The 19,669-nt window shown below is 63.2% G+C and carries 16 protein-coding genes; 6 read left to right on the top strand and 10 right to left on the bottom strand.

Features of this window, described 5'->3' with window-relative positions:
- Window positions 1–2: 2 nt before the first annotated feature.
- Both HU144_RS05505 and HU144_RS05500 read right to left on the bottom strand, forming a co-directional pair.
- Window positions 3–764, bottom strand: a complete 762-nt coding sequence (locus tag HU144_RS05505; protein ID WP_235350470.1) for a 3-hydroxyacyl-CoA dehydrogenase — start codon at window positions 762–764, stop codon at window positions 3–5.
- Window positions 765–930: 166 nt separating this feature from the next.
- Entirely contained in the window at window positions 931–1,533 is a 603-nt protein-coding gene (locus HU144_RS05500) for an NADPH-dependent FMN reductase (RefSeq protein WP_226833596.1), read from the bottom strand.
- A gap of 304 nt (window positions 1,534–1,837) precedes the next feature.
- Here HU144_RS05500 and HU144_RS05495 point away from each other — a divergent pair, with 304 nt between their 5' ends.
- Entirely contained in the window at window positions 1,838–2,500 is a 663-nt protein-coding gene (locus HU144_RS05495; protein ID WP_096179021.1) for a TetR/AcrR family transcriptional regulator, read from the top strand.
- Between the two features lie 113 nt (window positions 2,501–2,613).
- Here the strand turns inward: HU144_RS05495 and HU144_RS05490 are convergent, their stop codons facing one another.
- From HU144_RS05490 to HU144_RS05475, 4 genes are all read right to left on the bottom strand, one after another.
- Complete coding sequence (locus HU144_RS05490; protein WP_235350469.1) at window positions 2,614–4,380, bottom strand: dipeptide ABC transporter ATP-binding protein; 1,767 nt, start codon at window positions 4,378–4,380, stop codon at window positions 2,614–2,616.
- The gene (locus HU144_RS05485) at window positions 4,380–5,417 is read right to left on the bottom strand and encodes an ABC transporter permease (RefSeq protein ID WP_235350468.1); all 1,038 of its coding nucleotides are present in this window, start codon (window positions 5,415–5,417) and stop codon (window positions 4,380–4,382) included. Before HU144_RS05485 ends, HU144_RS05490 begins: the two co-directional genes overlap by 1 nt.
- Entirely contained in the window at window positions 5,417–6,508 is a 1,092-nt protein-coding gene (locus HU144_RS05480; protein ID WP_235350467.1) for an ABC transporter permease, read from the bottom strand. The genes HU144_RS05485 and HU144_RS05480 overlap by 1 nt, the downstream gene beginning before the upstream one ends.
- Before the next feature lie 226 nt (window positions 6,509–6,734).
- Window positions 6,735–8,366 carry an ABC transporter substrate-binding protein gene (locus HU144_RS05475; RefSeq protein WP_096178048.1) on the bottom strand — a complete coding sequence of 544 codons (1,632 nt, stop codon included), beginning with the start codon at window positions 8,364–8,366 and terminating at the stop codon, window positions 6,735–6,737.
- 348 nt (window positions 8,367–8,714) lie between these two features.
- Here HU144_RS05475 and HU144_RS05470 point away from each other — a divergent pair, with 348 nt between their 5' ends.
- The gene (locus tag HU144_RS05470) at window positions 8,715–10,253 is read left to right on the top strand and encodes an alanine/glycine:cation symporter family protein (RefSeq protein ID WP_096178045.1); all 1,539 of its coding nucleotides are present in this window, start codon (window positions 8,715–8,717) and stop codon (window positions 10,251–10,253) included.
- A gap of 255 nt (window positions 10,254–10,508) precedes the next feature.
- On the opposite strand, the gene fbaA is transcribed toward HU144_RS05470, so the two are convergent.
- Entirely contained in the window at window positions 10,509–11,531 is a 1,023-nt protein-coding gene (fbaA, locus tag HU144_RS05465; protein WP_143920916.1) for a class II fructose-bisphosphate aldolase, read from the bottom strand.
- 191 nt (window positions 11,532–11,722) lie between these two features.
- On the bottom strand, window positions 11,723–13,519 hold the full coding sequence (locus HU144_RS05460) for a BCCT family transporter (protein WP_235352662.1): 1,797 nt from the start codon (window positions 13,517–13,519) through the stop codon (window positions 11,723–11,725).
- A 315-nt stretch (window positions 13,520–13,834) separates the two neighbouring features.
- Between HU144_RS05460 and HU144_RS05455 the strand changes: the two genes are divergently transcribed.
- Window positions 13,835–15,154 (top strand): MFS transporter, encoded by a 1,320-nt coding sequence (locus tag HU144_RS05455; protein WP_235350466.1) that lies wholly within the window; start codon window positions 13,835–13,837, stop codon window positions 15,152–15,154.
- Window positions 15,155–15,208: 54 nt separating this feature from the next.
- Here the strand turns inward: HU144_RS05455 and HU144_RS05450 are convergent, their stop codons facing one another.
- Entirely contained in the window at window positions 15,209–15,697 is a 489-nt protein-coding gene (locus HU144_RS05450) for an SRPBCC family protein (protein WP_235350465.1), read from the bottom strand.
- Between the two features lie 52 nt (window positions 15,698–15,749).
- Window positions 15,750–16,091, bottom strand: coding sequence for an ArsR/SmtB family transcription factor (locus tag HU144_RS05445; RefSeq protein ID WP_235350464.1), 342 nt, complete (start codon window positions 16,089–16,091; stop codon window positions 15,750–15,752).
- A 98-nt stretch (window positions 16,092–16,189) separates the two neighbouring features.
- Between HU144_RS05445 and HU144_RS05440 the strand changes: the two genes are divergently transcribed.
- From HU144_RS05440 to HU144_RS05430, 3 genes are read left to right on the top strand one after another with little or no spacing between them, the layout of a single operon-like run.
- Window positions 16,190–16,975, top strand: a complete 786-nt coding sequence (locus HU144_RS05440) for a TetR/AcrR family transcriptional regulator (protein ID WP_235350463.1) — start codon at window positions 16,190–16,192, stop codon at window positions 16,973–16,975.
- Window positions 16,972–17,910 (top strand): ABC transporter ATP-binding protein, encoded by a 939-nt coding sequence (locus tag HU144_RS05435; RefSeq protein ID WP_235350462.1) that lies wholly within the window; start codon window positions 16,972–16,974, stop codon window positions 17,908–17,910. Before HU144_RS05440 ends, HU144_RS05435 begins: the two co-directional genes overlap by 4 nt.
- Before the next feature lie 3 nt (window positions 17,911–17,913).
- The gene (locus HU144_RS05430) at window positions 17,914–19,650 is read left to right on the top strand and encodes an ABC transporter permease (RefSeq protein WP_235350461.1); all 1,737 of its coding nucleotides are present in this window, start codon (window positions 17,914–17,916) and stop codon (window positions 19,648–19,650) included.
- Window positions 19,651–19,669: the final 19 nt, after the last annotated feature.

Genomic DNA, 19,669 nt, shown 5'->3' with positions numbered 1-19,669 from the left:
GATCATTTCGGGGCCATGCGGATGGCGCCGTCGAGGCGGATGGTCTCGCCGTTGAGCATCGGGTTGGCCACGATCGATTCGACGAGTTGCGCGTACTCGGCGGGCTTGCCCAGCCGAGAGGGATGGGGAATCGACTTCGCCAGAGACTCCTGGGCCTCTTCGGGCAGACCGGCCATCATCGGGGTCTCGAAGATACCCGGTGCGATCGTCACGACACGGATCTGTGAGGAGGCGAGTTCGCGCGCCATCGGCAGCGTCACCGAGGCGATTGCGCCCTTGGACGCGGAGTAGGCGATCTGTCCGATCTGACCGTCGAAGGCCGCGACCGAAGCGGTGTTGACGATGACGCCGCGTTCCTCACCCACATTCTCCTGCGCCTGCATTGCGGCGGCGGCGAGGCGGCACACGTTGACCGTGCCCACGACGTTGATGCCCAGCACCTTCGAAAACGCGTCCAAAGCCAGTGGGCCCTTGCGCGAGACGAGCTTGCCGGGAGTCGCAACTCCCGCGCAGTTGACGACGACGCGCAGCTGCCCGAGACCGGTCGCCTTGTCGACGGCGGCCTGAACCTGCTCTTCGTTCGTGACATCGGCGGAGACGAAATGGGCGCTGGAGCCCAGTTCCGATGCCACCTGCTGGCCCACCTCGGCGTTGAGATCGACCATGACGACCTGAGCGCCGGCGGCCAGGAGCCGTTCCGTGGTGGCGCGGCCGAGCCCGGAGGCACCGCCGGTGACGAGTGCGACTGTGTTGTTGAGATCCATGAGCATCCTTCGCATGACTGAAGTGAACGTGTGAGTTGGTTCGACTTTAACGCAAGCCCGTCGGGTCCGGACACGACGAAGCCCGCCGACCATTCGGTGCGGCGGGCTTCGGACGTGTCAGCTGCTGAGGAGGGACTGCCTCATCCGCAGGGTGCGCTGATGAAGGTCAGGCTGCCTGCTCTTCGGAAGCGGAATCCTCACGCACGGACTTCAGGGCCTCGCCCCAGGACACGAGGTCATCGGCCATCGAAGCGAACGGAGTCGCGGAGACCTCGGTCGGGGTGAAGACGCCATCGGCGAAGTCGGTGAAGAGACTGAAGGAGGCCTGGTCACGGACGACAGCGAGCTTGTAGTTGGCGAGGATGTGACGCAGGTGCTCGGCGGCACGCACACCCTTGTCGGCGCCGTAGTTCACGATGCCGGCGACCTTGTGGTTGAACTCGCTGGCCACGAAGTCCAGGGCGTTCTTCAGCGATCCGGAGATCGAGTGGTTGTACTCAGGGGTGACGAAGATGAAGGCGTCGAATTCGGCGAGCTTGGCGCCCCACGCCTTGGTGTGGTCGTTCTGGTACATGTTCGCGCCGGCCGGGATGACCTCGTCGAGCAGCGGCAGATTGAACTCACCGAAGTCGACGATCTCGGCGCGCACGTCCTCGCGACCGGCCAGCTGGTCCTTGGCCCAGGCAACAACCTGCGGATTGAGTGCCTGCGGGCGCGAAGTTCCGGGAATGATGGCGATGTTGAGCATGTCCGTCCTCAGTTCATTCATAGGGTGCAATGTCAGGTGATGCTAGTTTCAGGTGATCGGCACCGGCAGTCTTCGTCCGTGCCATCCACATCTGCCCAACATGATTGAACTGTCAATCATTCCCGTTCTGCGCTGTGATTGGCGTCACTTCCGACTGCCTGTATGGGGTGACCCCCGCACTTGCCGGACGCAGCCAGCGCACACCTCGGCGGCGCGAGATCCGCGAATTCTGGCCGGAAACGGCCAATGTCAGCCCAACGTCATGTATCCTCGGTTGGCAAGTGAAAGATTGTTCGATATCCGACCGTCAAGGAGCATAAGCACCGTGAGATCAACCAACGGCCGCAACAACATCCTCCGCTCGGCTCGGGACACATTCGCGGCGAAGGGCTTCGATGGCGCGTCCATCCGCGATATCGCGCAGGCTGCCGGACTGAGCCTGTCCGCACTCTACTATTACTTCCCGTCCAAGCAGGAAGCTCTGTACGAGCTCGTGCACACGGCATACTCCTGGTACAGCGAGCACAGCCGAGCCGTCATCTCCGAGGTAGGAGATGATCCCACCGAGCAGCTGACCGTGGCCGTGCGCTATCTGGCCCGGTACCGTATGGAGAATGTATCGGTGTCCACAGTGCTGTTGCGCGACACGGAGCGACTGACCGGTGACAACGCCGCCCGCGTCAAAGAGCTCCAACAGGAGGCGCGAGTCATCATGGGCAACATCGTCCAATCAGGCATCGACGCCGGAGCATTCCACGTCGACAGCGCCCAGCTTGCGACACGTGCGATCCACTCGATCTGCAATTCGCTCTCGCTCTGGTACCGCCCGACCGGCGACCTGACGCCCGACGACATCGAACGCGACTTCACGCAATACTCGCTGCGCATCCTCGGCATCGACCCCTCGACGACCGAGCTCGACCGCCTGCTGGCCCTGCCCGTCAACCAGGCAGGCATGCTCGACTTCATCGCCGACGACCAGGCCTGACCCCGCGACGGCCGGGCCCACGTCGCTGTACTCACCCGAAGGGACTAAACACGCACGGCGCCGCGCGTGTTTAGTCCCTTTGGGTATTTTTTGTCGCTAGTTTGGACCGCCGCTCAGCCGGCCGTGCTGCGCAGGCTGCGGGCGAGTCCGCGGCGCGTGGCCTGCTCGTCCGGGTCGGGCACCGGCAGAGAGGCAATGAGTCGCTTCGTGTAGTCGTTACTCGGTGACCCGAGCACCTGTTCACCCGTGCCCTCTTCCAGCAGCTCACCGTGGAACAGCACTCCGATGCGGTCGGAGAGCATGTCGACGACAGCCAGATCGTGGCTGATGAACAAGGCGGCGAAGTCGAACCTGTTCTGCAGCTCGACGAACAGCTCGAGCACCTTGGCCTGCACCGACACGTCCAGGGCAGAGGTCGGCTCATCGGCGACGAGCAGCTCCGGATCGAGTGCGAGACCGCGGGCAAGAGAAGCTCTCTGGCGCTGGCCGCCCGAGAGTTCGTGCGGGTACCTGGCACCGTAGGCCTTCGGCAGCTGCACCGAGTCGAGCAGTTCGAGCACGCGCTTCTCACGATCCCTCGGCGACATGTCCCGCTGGTGGATGGCGAACGGCTCCGCAACACACTCACCGATCGTCAGGTGCGGGTTGAACGAGGCCGCCGGATCCTGGAACACGAACCCGATGCGGCGCCTGATCGGAGAGAAGGCGCGTTCCTTGAATCCGACCATCTCGTGCCCGAGCACCTGGAGGCTGCCTCCGCTGGCCATGGTCAGGCCTGCGATGGCACGCCCGATCGTGGTCTTGCCCGATCCCGATTCGCCGACCAATCCGTAGACCTCGCCGGCCTTGATGTCGAAGCTGACCGAGGACACTGCCTGGAAGTCCGACCGTCCGAATCCTCCCGGATAGACGATGTCGAGGTTGCGAGCAACGACGATGGAATCGCGTTCATCCCGAGGCTCGCCGGGGTCCGCATCAGCGCCGGTGGATTCGCGGGTGGATTCGTCAGCACGATCCTGATTCGCCGAGGCGGCAGCGGCCTTGCGGCTGCCGACGACCGTTGACCCCAAGCGGGGAACGGCGCCGAGGAGGTCGCGCGTGTACTGCTCCTTCGGATCGCTGAAGAGCTGCTTGACCGAGGACACCTCGACGAGGTCTCCTCGATACATCACGGCAACGCGGTCGGCGAGATCAGCGACAACGCCCATGTTGTGGGTGATGAGCACGATCGCTGTTCCCGTCTCATCGCGCAGGTCGCGCAGCAGGTCGAGGATCTCTGCCTGGACGGTGACGTCGAGGGCAGTCGTCGGCTCGTCGGCGACGATGAGCTCGGCACCGAGGGCGAGCGCCATAGCGATGACGATGCGCTGCTTCTGTCCACCGGAGAATTGGTGCGGGTAGTAGTCGAAGCGGTTCTGCGCATCGGGGATGCCCACCTGTTCCATGGCAGCGATGACCTTGGCCTTGAATTCGGCCTTGCTCGCCTTTCGGTTATGCGCACGCAGCCCTTCGGCAATCTGCCATCCCACCGTGTAGACGGGGTTGAGTGCCGTCGAGGGCTCCTGGAAGACCATCGACACATCTGTTCCGCGCATTTTGCGCAGCTGTTCCCCGGAGACGCTGAGCACGTCCTTGCCAGAGACGATCACGGCGCCCGAACGCTGGGCGGTCTCGGGCAGGAGCCCGAGGATGGAGCGTGCGGTCACGGTCTTGCCGGAGCCGGATTCGCCCACGATCGCGAGCACTTCGCCCGGGGTCACCGACAGAGACACGTCCTTGACGGCGTGCACATCACCACCGTCGGTGGAGAAGGTGACATTGAGGCTCTCGACGTCGAGGATGGATTTGGCTGTGTTCGTTTCGTTCACGTTCTCACTCATCACTTGGCATCCTTCGTCTTCGCTTTGCGGCGCACCCGCAGACGCGGATCGTTGAGGTCGTTCATCGACTCACCGACCAGGGTGATGCCCAGGACCGTGAGCACGATGGCCAGACCCGGATAGACCGAAGTCCACCACACACCGCTGGTGACATCGGGCAGTGCCTTGTTGAGGTCATAGCCCCATTCCGACGCCGAGGTGGGTTCGATTCCGAAGCCCAGGAACCCCAGTCCGGCCAATGTCAGAATCGCCTCGGAGGAGTTGAGGGTGAAGATCAGCGGCAGGGTGCGTGTGGCATTGCGGAAGATGTGCTTCGAGATGATCCTGGTCTTCGAAGCCCCGAGGACGATCGCGGACTCCACGAAGGGCTCTGCTTTGAGTCGCAGAGTCTCGGCGCGGACGACGCGGAAGTACTGCGGAATGAAGACCACGGTGATCGAGAACGCGGCCGCGGCGATGCCGCCCCACGCGCTCGACTGGCCCCCGGAGATCGCAATCGACATGACCAGGGCCAGCAGCAGGGTCGGGAAGGCGTAGACCGCATCGGCGATGACGACGAGGATTCGGTCAAGCCAGCCACCGAGGTAGCCCGAGACGAGTCCCAGGATGACACCGGCGAAGAGCGACATGATCACGGCGACGATGATGACGGCCACCGCGGTCTGGGCTCCCCAGACCACGCGGGAGAACACGTCGTAGCCACCTACTGTGGTGCCCCAGATGTGGGTTCCGCCGGGTGGCAGCTTCGATCCGAAGTTGCCCTCGGCGGTGCCCAGCTGATTGAATCCGTATGGGGCGATGAGCGGGGCGAATACTGCGCAGATGAGGACGATGCCGCACAGGATGAGTCCCGTGATGAGCATTCCTCGCTGCAGCCCGACCGACTGCCTCAGATGGGAGACGATCGGCAAGCGATTGAACCAGGATTTCTTGGCCTTGTCGTCATACGCGACGGCAGGAACACCGGAACCGGGGGCCGCCTCGGCGACGTTCCCGTTGTTGTCTGGAGCCTGTGATGTGTTGTCTGGAGTGGACATCAGTACCTCACTCGGGGGTCGATGAAGGCGGCGATGACGTCGACGAGGAAGTTGGTCAGCGCCACGATGATGGCGAGGAAGACCACGATTCCCTGGACGGCCACGAAGTCACGGGCGGTGAGGTATTCGGCGAGCTTGAAGCCCAGTCCCTTCCATTCGAACGTCGTCTCCGTGAGCACGGCGCCGGCGAGCATCAGGGCGATCTGCATGCCCATGACGGTGATGATCGGGATCAGCGCCGGACGGTAGGCGTGCTTGGTGACCAGACGGAATTCGGAGATGCCACGGGAGCGGCCCGAGTCGATGTACTGCTGACCCAGCGTGCCGATGAGGTTCGTACGCACGAGCCGGAGGAATACTCCCGCGGTGAGCACGCCGAGGGCGATGGCAGGCAGAACCGCGTGGGCGAGCACATCGCCGAGGACCTCGACGTTTCCGATGCGGATCGCATCGATGATGTAGAACCGGGTGGGACCGACCACGCCCGACATGATGTACTCGGTCTCGGTGGTGCCGCGACCGGCGACGGGCAGGATGGGCAGGAAGACGCCGAAGACCAGCTTGAGGATCATGCCGGCGAAGAACACCGGGGTGGCGTAGCCGAGGATCGCAAGGATGCGAAGCGCGGCATCGGGTGCCTTGTCGCGGTGGTAGGCGGCGAGCATCCCGAGGGGGATGCCGATGATGAACGCGACGATGAGGGCATAGAAGACGAGCTCGACGGTCGCGGTTCCGTAGTTGAGGAGGATCGACGACACCGGCTGTCCGTCGGAGATCGCGGTGCCGAAGTCGCCTTTGAGCAGATTGCCCATGTACTCGAAGTACTGGACGAGGATCGGTCGGTCATAGCCGGCGGCATGGATGCGCTCGGCCAGCTGGTCCGTCGTCAGGCGCCCGCCCATTGATGCGGAGATCGGGTCACCGGTGATCCTCATCAGGAAGAAGACGAGTGTGGTGAGGATGAAGATGGTAGGAATGATGAGGAGGAATCGGATGAGGACGTAGCGTCCCAGTCCGCCTCCCGAGGGCTTCTGCACCGCGACCGAGGTCTCGGCGGCTTCTGCCCCTGGTTCACTGATGGCTGCAGTCATGTGTTCCTTCGTTGCTGGCGTCGACGCTTCAGGATCTCGCAGGCCGACGTGGTTCTCGTTCGGTGCCACAGGGTGCGGACACGGCCTGATGCCGGTGCGAACGCACCACGAGGTGCAGGTGGGCCAGACGGCTCACCTGCACCTCGTATCGACGATCAGTTCGTTGATCGTCGGAGCTTCGCCGTGCGCACTCTCACGCCGTTGGCGACGCGTGTGGTTCGCGCTCTCACTTGCTCAGCAGTGCCAAACGGAACTGGAACGCAGGGTCGAGGGTGTCATCGACGCCCTTGACGTCCTTGCCGGACACCGCGATCTGGTTGCCCTGAAGGAGCGGCAGGGTCGGCAGCTCTTCAGCCAGCTGACCCTGGATCTTCTTCAGCGCTTCCGCGCGCTTGCCCTTGTCGTCGATGGAGGACTGAGCGTTCAGCGCCTTGTTCATCGACTTGTTCCTGTAGTTGTTGTCCAGGAAGCTCGGCGTCTCCTTCGTGTCGTAGAAGAACGGCACGAGATAGTTGTCGGCGTCCGAGTAGTCCGGGAACCAACCCAGCTGGTACATCGGGTAGGAGTCGGCGGTGCGGTCCTTGTTGTACTGCACCCATTCGGTCGACTGGAGGTTGACCTTGAACAGCCCCGTCTTGTCCAGCTGGTCCTTGACCAAGGCGTATTCGTCGCCCGATGAGGGACCGTAGTGGTCGGGGTTGTACTGGAGGTTGAGCTTGACCGGGGTCTTGACGCCGGCGTCCTTGAGGGCCTTCTTGGCCTTGTCGACGTCGGCGCCTCCCTTCCCGTCTCCGTATTCCGACTTCAGCGGCTCGTCGGCTCCCGGCAGTCCGTCGGGGACATGGGAGTACAGCGGGGTGAAGGTGTCCTTGTAGACCTGCGAGGCGATGGCCTGACGGTCGACGGAATCGGCCATTGCCTGGCGCACTGCCAGCGACTTCTTCTCATCGGCCTCATCGGTCTTCGCGCCGAAGGGCATCGTGTCCATGTTGAACACGATGTAGCGGATCTCGCCACCGGGGCCCTTGTGGACCTTGAGGTCTTCCTTGGTGCCGAGGTCTTCGATGTCGGTGGCCGACAGCGATCGCCAGGCCACGTCGATCTTGCCCTCCTGGACCTCGAGCTTCATGTTGTTCGCGTCAGAGAAGTACTTCATCTGCACGGTCTCGGTCTTCGCCGGCTCGATGAAGCCTTCATAGTCGGGGTTGGCCTTGTAGGTCAGCAGCTCATTGAACTTGAAGCCGTCGATCGTGTAGGGACCAGCGAAGGCCTTGCCATCGACGATGGCCTGGTTTTCGGTGATCTTGTCCGGCTCGAACACGTCCTCATCGACGATCGGTCCCGCGGCGCTGGCCAGCACACCCGGCCAGGTCTGGTCGTTCTTGCGCTTGAGGTTGAAGACGACGGTCTGTTCGTCCGGGGTCTCGACCGACTTCAGTCCGCCGAGGAGGGACGAAGGTCCGTTCGGATCCTGAATCTTCAGCTGTCGCTCGAAGGAGAACTTCACGTCCGAGGAGGTGAGTTCGTTTCCGTTGGCGTACTTCAGCCCTTCTTTGAGCTTGACCTCGTACTTCGTCGGCTCACTGAAATCCGCTGATTCAGCGATAGAGGGATTGAGCTCTGCCGTGCCCGGCTTGTAGGCCAAGATGAACGGGTAGACCTGCTGTTCGACGAGCGAGCTTCCGTTGTCGTAGGCACCAGCCGGGTCGAGAGCGACAACCTTGTCCGTGGTGCCCACTGTGAGGGAACCACCGCCCTCTTCGCCGTCTCCACCAGTGGTCGAGGTTGAGCATGCCGAGAGTAGCAAAGCGCCGGCAGCGGCGATGGCCACTGCCTTTGCACCAGTTCGACGTTTCATTGTGTTCCTTGTCATCCAAAGTGCTCTCCGTGTCGTCTTTGCTCGGAGAGATCCGCACCACATCTTACGGTTCGCGTCCCAAATAGTGAACTGCACAGTATGATTCGTCCCACTCTGTCATCACATTGAAATGTGCCGATGGTCTTGAGGGAATCGGCGTCCGGGCTGATTTTCCGGGCCGTGACCACCGGATTTGCGTCACGGGTCACAATCCGTTTGACTTATGAGGTCGATCACAGCGAAAGCCCATGCCCCTTTCGGTGATCGCCCATATAAATGCTTGATCCAGCTCACTGCCGGATCCCGCCCATTGGTCAAACCCGTCTTTTGCCTCCTGATAGGAGAAGCATGTCCGCAGTCCTCGAATGGCTCAACAGCATCATCTGGTCGTCTGCTCTCGTCTACCTGTGCCTCGGCGCCGGTGTCTACTTCACGATCCGTTCCCGCGCCGTCCAGATCCGACAGATCAAAGCGATCTTCACGCAGATGTTCCGTGGCAAGAGCTCCGATGAAGGCGTCTCCTCGTTCCAGGCCCTGGCGATCTCGCTGGCCGGTCGTGTCGGAGTCGGCAACATCGCCGGCGTCGCCACCGCCATCGGCTTCGGCGGGCCCGGTGCCATCGTGTGGATGTGGATCTCCGCACTGCTGGGCGCGTCGACCTCCTATGTCGAATCCACTCTCGGCCAGGTGTTCAAAGAGCAGGACCCCAAGACCGGCGAATACCGCGGCGGCCCGGCCTACTACATCGAAAAGGCCTACCGCCACACCAAGGCCAGAGGCCTGTTCAAGGTCTACGGCATGGTCTTCGCAGCAGTGACCGTCATGGCCATGAGCTTCATGCTCCCGGGCATCCAGTCCAACGCGATCTCCGGTGCCGTCGAGAACGCCTGGGGCACTCCGACCTGGGTGACTGCGATCATCCTCGCCGTGATCATGGGCTTCATCGTCATCGGCGGAGTCAAGCGCATCGCGCACTTCGCCTCGTTGGCTGTGCCCTTTATGGCCGTCATCTACATCATCGCCGCGATCGCCGTGACCCTGATCAACGCCGACCAGATCATCCCGGTCTTCGAGCTCGTGTTCAAGTCCGCCTTCGGCATCGACGCCGGACCAGAGGCCGCCTTCGGCGGAATCATCGGCATGGCAGTCCAGTGGGGCGTCCAGCGCGGAATCTACTCGAACGAAGCCGGTCAGGGCACCGGACCTCACGCTGCTGCCGCCGCCGAGGTCTCACATCCGTCGAAGCAGGGCCTCGTCCAGGCGGGGTCGGTCTACATCGACACCCTGTTCGTGTGTTCCGCAACCGCATTCATGATCCTCTCCACCGGCATGTACAAGGTCTTCGGTGACGATGGTGAGACCATCATCGGAACCGGCCGCGGACAGATGGTCGAGTCGATCGCTGCGACTCCGGGCGAGAAGTGGCCCCAGGCCGGTCTCGACACGATGATCTCCGGCCTCGGTGCCGGCTTCATCGCGATCTCGATCTTCCTCTTCGCCCTGACGACGATCGTCGCCTACTACTACATGGCCGAGACCAACCTGGTCTACCTGTTGGGCCGGTTCAAGAACACCCTGCCGCTGACCATCGGCAAGCGCGTCCTGCAGGTGCTCATCCTCATCGCCGTCGCCGTCGGCGCGATGTCGGCCTCCGGCAGTGCCTGGGCGCTCGGCGACATCGGCGTGGGACTCATGGCATGGCTCAACATCATCGCGATCCTCATCCTGCAGGGTCCGGCGTTCAAGCTCCTCCGGGACTTCGAGCGTCAGAGGAAGCAGGGCCTGGATCCGGTCTTCGATCCCAAAGCGCTCAACATCAGGAACGCTGATTTCTGGGACAAGCGCATCGCCAAGGTGGCCGCGGGAGAGAGAGTCTCCGAAGGCTGATCACATGCCGTCGGTGCCGATCGCAGGTCGGCATCGGCATCGGCATCGGCACCACAATTGAATACACAGCGATGAATGCTCGCGAGGTCCGGGACAATGGCGTCCCGGACCTCGCGTCTTACCGCTGTTGCTGTGTGTTCTCCACACGCCGCCGTGCTGCTGTGTCCCCATAAGCTGCAGTGCTGCTGTGTCCCCACAAGCTGCAGTGCTGCTCAGGAGCGTCGGCGTGTACCGCTTACTTCAGGCTGGTGCCGCTTACTTCAGGCTGGTGCCGGCGGAGCCGAGGTTCTGGCAGGCTTCGACGATGCGATCGGCCATGCCGGCCTCTGCTGCCTTGCCGTAGGCGCGCGGGTCGTAGATCTTCTTGTTTCCGACCTCACCGTCGATCTTGAGCACTCCGTCGTAGTTGCGGAACATGTGCTCGACGACGGGGCGGGTGAAAGCGTACTGAGTGTCCGTGTCGATGTTCATCTTCACGACACCGTGACGGACGGCTTCGGCGATCTCCTCTGCGCTCGAACCCGAGCCGCCGTGGAAGACGAGGTCGAAGGGCTTGTCCTTGCCGACCTGCGCGCCGACATCGGTCTGGATCTCACCGAGCAGCTCGGGACGCAGCTTCACATTGCCCGGCTTGTAGACGCCGTGGACGTTTCCGAAGGTCAGCGCTGTGAGGTAGCGGCCCTTCTCGCCGGAGCCCAGGGCCTTGACCGTGGCCAGACCATCGGCGACCGAGGTGTAGAGCTTCTCGTTGATCTCGTTCTCAACGCCGTCCTCTTCGCCGCCGACGACGCCGACCTCGATCTCGAGGATCGAGTGAGCTGCCGCTGAGAGCTCGAGCAGCTCCTCGGCGAGGACCAGGTTCTCATCGAGGGGAACGGCCGAACCGTCCCACATGTGCGACTGGAAGTAGGGCTCGCCGCCGTTCTTCACGCGTTCGGTCGACAGAGCCAGCAACGGCTTGACCCATTCTTCGACCTCCTTCTTCGGGGCGTGGTCGGTGTGCAGTGCGATGTTGACGTCGTAGCTCTTGGCCACCTCGGCGGCGAAGACGGAGAACGCGATCGCACCGCGGACGCGATCCTTGATCGTCGGGCCGGAGATGTACTCGGCACCTCCGGTCGAGATCTGGACGATGCCGTCGGATCCGGCCTCAGCGAAGCCGCGGATGGCCGCGTTGATCGTCTGGGAGGAGGTGCAGTTGATCGCGGGATAGGCGAAGCCCTCCGACTTCGCCCGGTTGATCATCTCGGAATACACTTCGGGGCTTGCAATGGGCATAGGGGCTCCTTAATCGGTGGATTCGATGCGCTTTCGGTTGCCCCCAGACTACTCGGTCTCCAGCGGGCGACAGAAGCACTCCCCGCCGTGCACACCAAATTCTCGTCGACGGCCTGTGCGCCGACAGAGGCGACCCGGGTTCACCCCAAGTCGCCTCTGTCGTTTCGGCAGTGCCGTCTCTGGCCGGCTGCCTAGTGAACGTCCCTCGACTTCCGGTCCTCCTTGGGCCTCCTGCCCAGGACACCCTTGGTCCGCGACAAGCGGTAGTCGATGCGGGCATCGACCTTATCGCCGAGGTACTCGTCGAAGTCATCGGCGATGTGTTCACCGACCTCGTGGTAGCGCTGTCCGGTCTCGATCTCTCGGGTTCGAGCGGCTTCGAGCTGGAATGCCCGCACCGTGGATACCGCGATCAGTATCAGAATGATGCTGAAGGGCAGAGCCGTAGCCAGAGAGGCCGCCTGCAGTGCGCCAAGCCCGCCCGCCAGGAGCAGCCCGATCGCCAGCGCGCCCTCGAGTCCGGCCCACAGGATGCGGGACCATACCGGTGGGTTCGGATGTCCGCCGGAGGCCAGCATGTCGACGACCAGCGATCCGGAGTCCGACGAAGTGATGAAGAAGATCGCCACCAAGATGATGGCCACCACAGAGAGGATGCTGCCCATGGGAAGAGAGCCGAGCACGTCGAAGAGCACCTTCTCTGCGACGACTCCGTCCTCGGGATCGACGAGTCCGCCGGACCCGAAGAGCTCCTGGTAGATTCCTGTGCCGCCGAGTGCCGCGAACCAGATGAACCCGACGACGGTCGGCACAAGGAGCACACCGGCAATGAACTCACGCACGGTCCGGCCACGCGAAATGCGGGCGATGAACACACCGACGAACGGCGCCCAGGAGATCCACCAGCCCCAGTAGAAGATCGTCCACGTCGAACTCCACGTGGCGCCCTCTTCACCGGTGTAGGCACCGACGTCGAAGGTCATGTTGAAGAAGTTCGCGAGGTAGACGCCGAGAGATTCGATGAGGTTCTGGAACAGGAACAGGGTGGGGCCGAGCAGCAGCACTGCGATGAGGAGCAGACCCGCCATCGACAGGTTGATGTTCGAGAGCCATTTGATTCCCGCACCGACTCCCGAGACCACAGACAAGGTGGCCAGGAATGTGATGATGACGATGAGGATGACGAGGAACCAGTCGCCGTAATCACTGACGACGCCGATCTCCTTGAGACCGGACGAGATCTGATTGACACCGAGACCGAGAGAGGTCGCAATGCCGAACACGGTGCCGAAGATGGCGAGGACGTCGATGACATCGCCCATCCATCCCTTGACACGATGTCCGAGCAGCGGTTCCAGAGCCCACCGGATCGAGACCGGCCGTCCGCGACGGTGGATCGCGTAGGCCAGCGCCAAACCGATCACGGCGTAGATCGCCCAGGGGTGCAGCCCCCAGTGGATGAACGTCTGCGCCATCGCCAGCTTGGACACATCCGCCTCGCTGCCCGACCAACCCGGCTTGGGGTCAGAGGTGGCGTAGGACAGCGGCTCGCCGACGCCGTAGAAGACCAGTCCGATGCCCATGCCAGCGGCGAAGAGCATCGCGAACCAGGAGAATACTCCGAATTCGGGCTTCTCCCCGTCACGACCGAGCGTGATCTTTCCGAACTTCGAGAATCCGAGCACGATGGAGAAGATGACGAGGCCGCCGATGACGAGCATGTAGTACCAACCGAGGTCGGCGACGATCCAGTCGTTGATGCTCGTGAGGATCTTGCTGGTGCCATCGGGCAGGACGATCGCCAACACCGCGATGACCAGAATGGTGATCAGGGCGGGCCAGAACACGGCCGGGGCGACCATCCCCTTGCCGATGCGCACGCCTTGAGCTCGCAGCTTGGCGGTGATCGCGTCATCGTCATCGTCCTCGGAGATCGATACATTCCGGGGCAGGTGCAGTCTGATCGGATCCGGCCCCTCGACCAGCATGTGCGGGTGGTCACGATCGTTTGTCGGCGCCGAGGCGGACGTTTCTTCCGCCCCAACGCTCTCCTTCTCGTCGGAGGTATCCATGAGGCCTTTCGGATTGAGTGGGCGTGAACGTCAATCCACTCTGCCGCACCTCACCCTTGCTATCAAGCTATTCCCAGAAAACTGCCCGGAAAGTCCCCATATTCACAGCTCAGCGGTTGATATTCACAGCTCAGCGGTTGATATTCACAGCTCAGCGGTCGATATTCACAGCTCAGCGGTTGGCCCCGGTCACAGACAGCTGCACCGACAATGATTGCGTACAGTTCAACCATGGAGACACAAGCGAGCACCCGTGGGAGTCCCCGGTTCAGAATTCTCAGCTGGGCACTCTGGGATTGGGGGTCGGCCTCCTTCAACGCGGTCATCATCACCTTCGTCTTCGCCCCTTATCTGACGAAGAGTGTGGCGGCGACCGAGGAGGCCGGGTCTTCGGCCCTGGGCTGGTCGACGGCCGCGGCCGGACTCGTCATCGCCCTGGTGGCTCCGGCCGCTGGCACTCGGGCCGACTCCGGCGGGCGGCACAAGCTGTGGCTGGGAGTCCACACCGGAATCGTCATCCTCACGATGTTCGGGCTCTTCTTCGTCCGAGACTCCCCCGAATATCTGTGGCTGGGCCTCCTCCTCATCGCCATGGGCAGCGTGTTCTTCGAATTCGCCGAGGTGTCCTACAACGGCATCATGGTTCGCATCACCCAGCCTGACAACGTCGGAAAGGTCTCCGGCTTCGGCTGGGGCATGGGCTACGCCGGCGGTCTCGTGCTCCTCGTCATCCTTCTCCTCCTCGTGATCCAGCCCGAAGTGGGGCTCTTCGGAGCCGGCGACGAGGGCGGAATGAGATTCCGCGTCGTCGCCGCCCTGTCCGCAGTCTGGTTCGCGCTCTTCGCCCTGCCGGTGCTGTTCACGGCGCCCAGCGCCAAGGCCACGAATCCATCGTCGGGACACCCGATCCGGGCGTTCATCGCCGACTACGGCGCGCTGGTCCGCCGCCTCGTGCGGATGTGGAAAGAAGAGCACCAGACGCTGCGATTCTTCATCGCCTCGGCGGTGTTCCGCGACGGCCTGGCCGCGATCTTCGCCTTCGCCGGTGTCCTCGCGGCAGGCAGCTACGGATTCTCAGCCTCGGAGATCATCATCCTGGGCGTAGCTGCCAACGTCGCAGCCGGCACCGGTGCCATGATCGCCGGTTATTTCGATGACAGGCTCGGCCCGAAGCCCGTCATCATCACCGGACTCATCATCATCCTCCTCGGCGGCATGCCGATCCTCTTCAGCGATACCGCAGTCGTGTTCTGGGTCTGCGCGCTCGTGCTCAGCTTCTGCGTCGGACCTGTGCAGGCGTCGAGCAGGTCCTTCCTGGCCAGGATCACCCCGCCCGAACGCGCCGGTGAGAACTTCGGGCTCTACGCCACGACCGGTCGTGCCGTGAGCTTCCTGGGCCCGGCCATGTTCGCGGTCTCGATTTCGATCTTCGGCTTCCAACGGGCCGGCACATTGGGGATCCTGCTCGTGCTCTTCATCGGTCTGCTCCTCATCATCCCGGTCAGGCCCGATGCCCCGCGCCGCTCGATGCAGGCACAGGTCCAGGGATGAGGACCTCGAGTCCGACACGCCTATGCCGGGCCGGCATCTCGAGACAGGCCAGCCTCAGTCCTGAGCGAGCAGCTCGTCGATCTGGGCCATCGCGCTTGTGGCACCTTCGACCATGCCCATATCGAGTACGGTCTTGAGGCCCTCAAGGGAATCGAAAGTGGATTCGTAGGTGACGCGAGTCCCACCGTCGATCGCTTCGAAGGTGTAGACGCTGCTGCTTCCTGGCATCGATGAGTCAACGTTGAACTCCTCATCCGCGAAATAGTCGCGGAAGGCCAATCGTTTCGGGGCTTCGACTGCGAAGACCTCCCAGAGGCCACAGAACTTCTCACCTTCCGGGCTGGTCATGTAGTAGGTGACCCTGCCGCCGGGGGTCAGCGAGTGGTCGACGACCGTGGCCGGATAGGTGGGTGGCCCCCAGACTCTCTCCAACTGGCGTGGGTCGGCGTAGACCTCCCAGACTCGCTCCGGCGGCGCCGCGAATTCAGCGACCATCGTCAGGGTCAGCGTCTCTTCATCATGAGTGGTGTCCAGAACTGGCATGGCTTCTCCTCGAATGTCTCATCTCCCGCCCATTTGACGGGATCGGGTCACTTCATCGACCGGCCGCCTCGTCGTCGGCAAGCAGGTCATCGATGCGCGCGACTCTCGCACGCCACATGTCCTCGAGCTCGTTCAGCAGCGACGCCACGGTGCGGATCGCGCTCATCTCGACTCGAGCGATCTGTGCCCTGCCGACTCGTCGCTTCGACACGAGTCCCGCGCGCTCGAGCACGGCAACGTGCTTCTGCACCCCTGCGAAGCTCATCTCATAGGACTCGGCGAGCTCGGACACTGAAAGCTCTTCATCCATGACTCGCCGCACAATGTCCCGACGCGTCCGATCGGCCAATGCCTGGAACATCGCATCCACCTGATCGTCCAGAAGTGCTTCCATACATCGAATCATACAACCATAAGGTTGTATGTCAAGGGGTGAATGAATTCATCCGCTACCCATTGACTCCAGCATTGAACATGCGTTTAATATTAAACATGCGTTCAAAACATGATGACTCGATTCCGCAGAAGCTGGGAACTACGAAGAAGCAGGGCACGTCAGGGGCGAAGCCCACTCGTTCCCCCAACTCCTCGCCGGAGACTGCGGAGAAGATCCTCACGGCCGCGGTCCGAGAGTTCTCCGAGCACGGGTTCACGAAATCGACGATCCGCAGCATCGCCTCGGCGGCTGGGGTCTCTCCTGGGCTCGTCATCCACCACTTCGGGTCGAAGGAAGGTCTGCGCACGGCTTGTGACGATCATGTCTTCGCCGCGATCGCCGAGTCGAAGGCTCAGAACGCCGAGTACGCGGTCCACGCCATGCAGATGATCTTCGACGATCCGGACATGAGCACGAAGATCGACTACCTCATGAAGTCCCTGCTCGATCCCAGCGAACACGGCCAGCGCTACTTCGAGCACTATGTCGACCTGGTTGAGGACTACATCTCCCACGGCTTCGCAGGGTACGCCTTCCGCCAGAGCGACGACCCGCGCGGCCAGGCGGCGACGATCGCGACCCTCGCGCTCTCCCCGTCAATACTCGCCCAGCGGCTGCAGACGTCCCTGGGCACGAACAGTACGGCTGAGACGATGACACGTCTCGCGCCTCACCTGCTCGACCTCTACCTCAACGGCGTCCTCTCAGCGACGCCCGAGGGACAGCCCGATCCGTCGCAGCCCGATCGTGCAGACACCGAACCCGTTTCCGACGATGCCCGACCTGATCGTGCCGACACAGATTCCGACCCCACCGATCCCCTTGGAGGCGATCAATCATGACCACGACGACGAACACCCCGGGCCCCGCCTCGGCGACCGCCGACCACGACACCGCGGCCATCTCCATGCAGGACGTCGTCAAGAGCTTCGGACGCGTTCGCGCACTCGACGGACTGTCACTTGACGTCGCCCGCGGCGAGGTCCATGGCTTCCTGGGACCGAATGGCGCCGGAAAGTCCACGACCATCCGGATTCTGCTCGGAATCCTCAAACATGATTCGGGGCGCATCAGGCTCCTCGGAGAGGATCCCTGGGCGAAGGCGGTGTCGCTGCACCGCAGACTCGCCTATGTTCCCGGTGATGTCGAACTCTGGCCGAGCCTGACCGGCGGTGAGGCGATCGACCTGTTCGCCCGCCTGCGCGGCGGGGTCGACATCAGCAGACGCAACGAACTCATCGAGCGCTTCGACCTCGACCCACGCAAGAAGGGCCGGACGTACTCGAAGGGAAACAGGCAGAAGGTCGCACTGATCTCCGCGCTGGCCTCCCATGTCGACGTCCTGCTCCTCGATGAACCGACGGCTGGCCTCGACCCACTCATGGAGGCCGTATTCCAACAGTGCATCAGAGAGGCCAAGGAGGAGGGCCGCACGGTTCTGCTCTCGAGCCACATCCTGGCTCAGGTGGAGGCGCTGGCCGATCGGGTATCGATCATCAGGTCAGGACGGATCGTCGAATCCGGTGCCCTGGCAGATCTGCGCCACCTGTCGCGGACGACAATCACCGTCGGACTCGAACACGATGTGCCCGCTCTGTCCGAGATGGCAGGAGTCCATGACCTCGTGCGCGAGGGTTCGCGGCTGCATTTCAGCGCCGATACCGCTCAGCTGCCGCAGATCATGCGGGCACTCGGCGAGCATGATGTCGAATCGCTCACCGCCACCCCGCCGACCCTCGAACAGCTGCTCCTGCGGCACTACGGCAAGGAGGAATGAGCCATGAATCTGCTGGCTGCGCACACGGAAGACGGAGATCGTCCCGTCCACAGCGGTGGGGCGACGGCACCACGGTCCGGGCGCCATCATGGTGCACATGAACGCGAGCGGGGCGGCCGCCTCGGCGAGGGAAGCCTGGCTGGGCTGGGTCACCTGCTGAGGTTCATGCTGCGACGGGACCGGCTGTGGCTGCCGATCTGGGTGCTCGCGCTCTCCGCGCTCACCGCATATTTCGCGAATGCGATCGCTGTGGTCATGGACTCGGATTCGCTGCAGGCGATGACGGCCTTTGCGAAGAATCCGGTGATGGCGCTCATCACGGGGCCGGGGTACGGGCTCGATCAGGTGACGATCCCCCGGTTCATCGTCGGAATGTACGGGGTGTTCCTCATGATCGGGTCGGCACTGATGTCGATCCTCACCGTCTCTCGGCACACTCGCGCGGAGGAGCAGACCGGGCGGGCCGAACTCGTCCGCGCCGGGGTCACCGGTCGGCACACTCAGCTCATCGCGGCCCTCGTGCTCACGGTGTTCATGAATGTCCTGCTCAGCGCGGGAATGGCTGCTGCGTTCGGATTCTCGCAGGCCGAGCCGGAATCGTGGTCGGCGACAGTGCTGTTCGCGATCGGGATCGGCGCGGTGGGATGCGTGTTCGCGGCGGTTGCCGCGGTCACCGTGCAGCTGAGCGCCTTCGCCAGGGCCGCCTCGTCGATGGCCGGTGCGGTGTTTGCGCTCGGCTTCGTCGTCCGCGGTATCGGCGATATGTCGGCGGTGTCCGGGGGTTCGCTCGATTGGCTGTCCTGGCTCTCCCCCTTGGGGTGGGCGCAGCAGACGGCACCGTTCACACTCGACCGCTGGTGGCCGCTGCTGTACTCGGCCGGCCTGTTCGCGGTCCTCATCGTCGTTGCCGTGGTGCTGCAGTCACGTCGTGACTTGAGCGCAGGGATCATCGCCGAACGGCTGGGCCGATCGCGGGCAGGACCGTTGCTGGCAACACCTCTCGGTCTGGCGCTGCGCCTGCAGGCATCGAATCTGATCTGGTGGTCGATCAGCATGCTGGTCATGGGCGTGGTGTTCGGTTCGTTCACGGGAGCCATGGACGAGGGCGCGGCGGGAATGCCGCCGGAGATTCTGGCGATCATGGGCGGACGGTCCGGAATCGTCGACGGCTACCTCGGCTATATGGCTCTGTACTTCGCGATCATCGTTGGCGCGTATGCGGTCATCGCCGCGGGTGGGCTGCGTTCTGAGGAATCCTCCTTCCACACCGAACCGGTGCTCGCGACCGCAGTCTCCCCCAGCGGCTGGTTGGCTTCTTGGGCCGCCGTGACGCTGGTCGGCGCAGGCTGGCTGATGGCCATGGCCGGTCTCGGCGAAGGTCTCGGTGCGGCGGTGTCGATGGACGATTGGTCCTTGCTGTGGCCGACGACCCTCGGGCACCTCGCGCAGACGCCGTCGATCTGGGCCCTGCTCGGCTTCGCCTACCTGCTCTACGGCTTCGCCCCGCGGTTGATGAGCCTGAGCTGGATCATCTTCGGAGCGTCGGCGGTGCTCGCCCTCTTCGGCGGGATGATGCAACTCGACGACGCGGTCCTCGACCTCTCCCTGTTCACCCATATCGGGCAGTATCCGGCTCAGGATCTCTCCGCCGAGGCGGTCCTGTGGTTCGTCGGGATCGCTGTGGTCCTCGTCGGGGCGGGGACGGTCGGGTTCCGGAGGCGGGACCTCGTCACGGCGTGAGGTGGCAGGGTCATTGGGC

Source organism: Brevibacterium sp. UCMA 11752 (assembly GCF_021532235.1).
Classification (GTDB): Bacteria; Actinomycetota; Actinomycetes; order Actinomycetales; family Brevibacteriaceae; genus Brevibacterium; species Brevibacterium antiquum.
The sequence above is the reverse complement of the archived record's forward strand: the minus strand, read 5'-3'. Positions and strand labels throughout refer to the sequence as shown.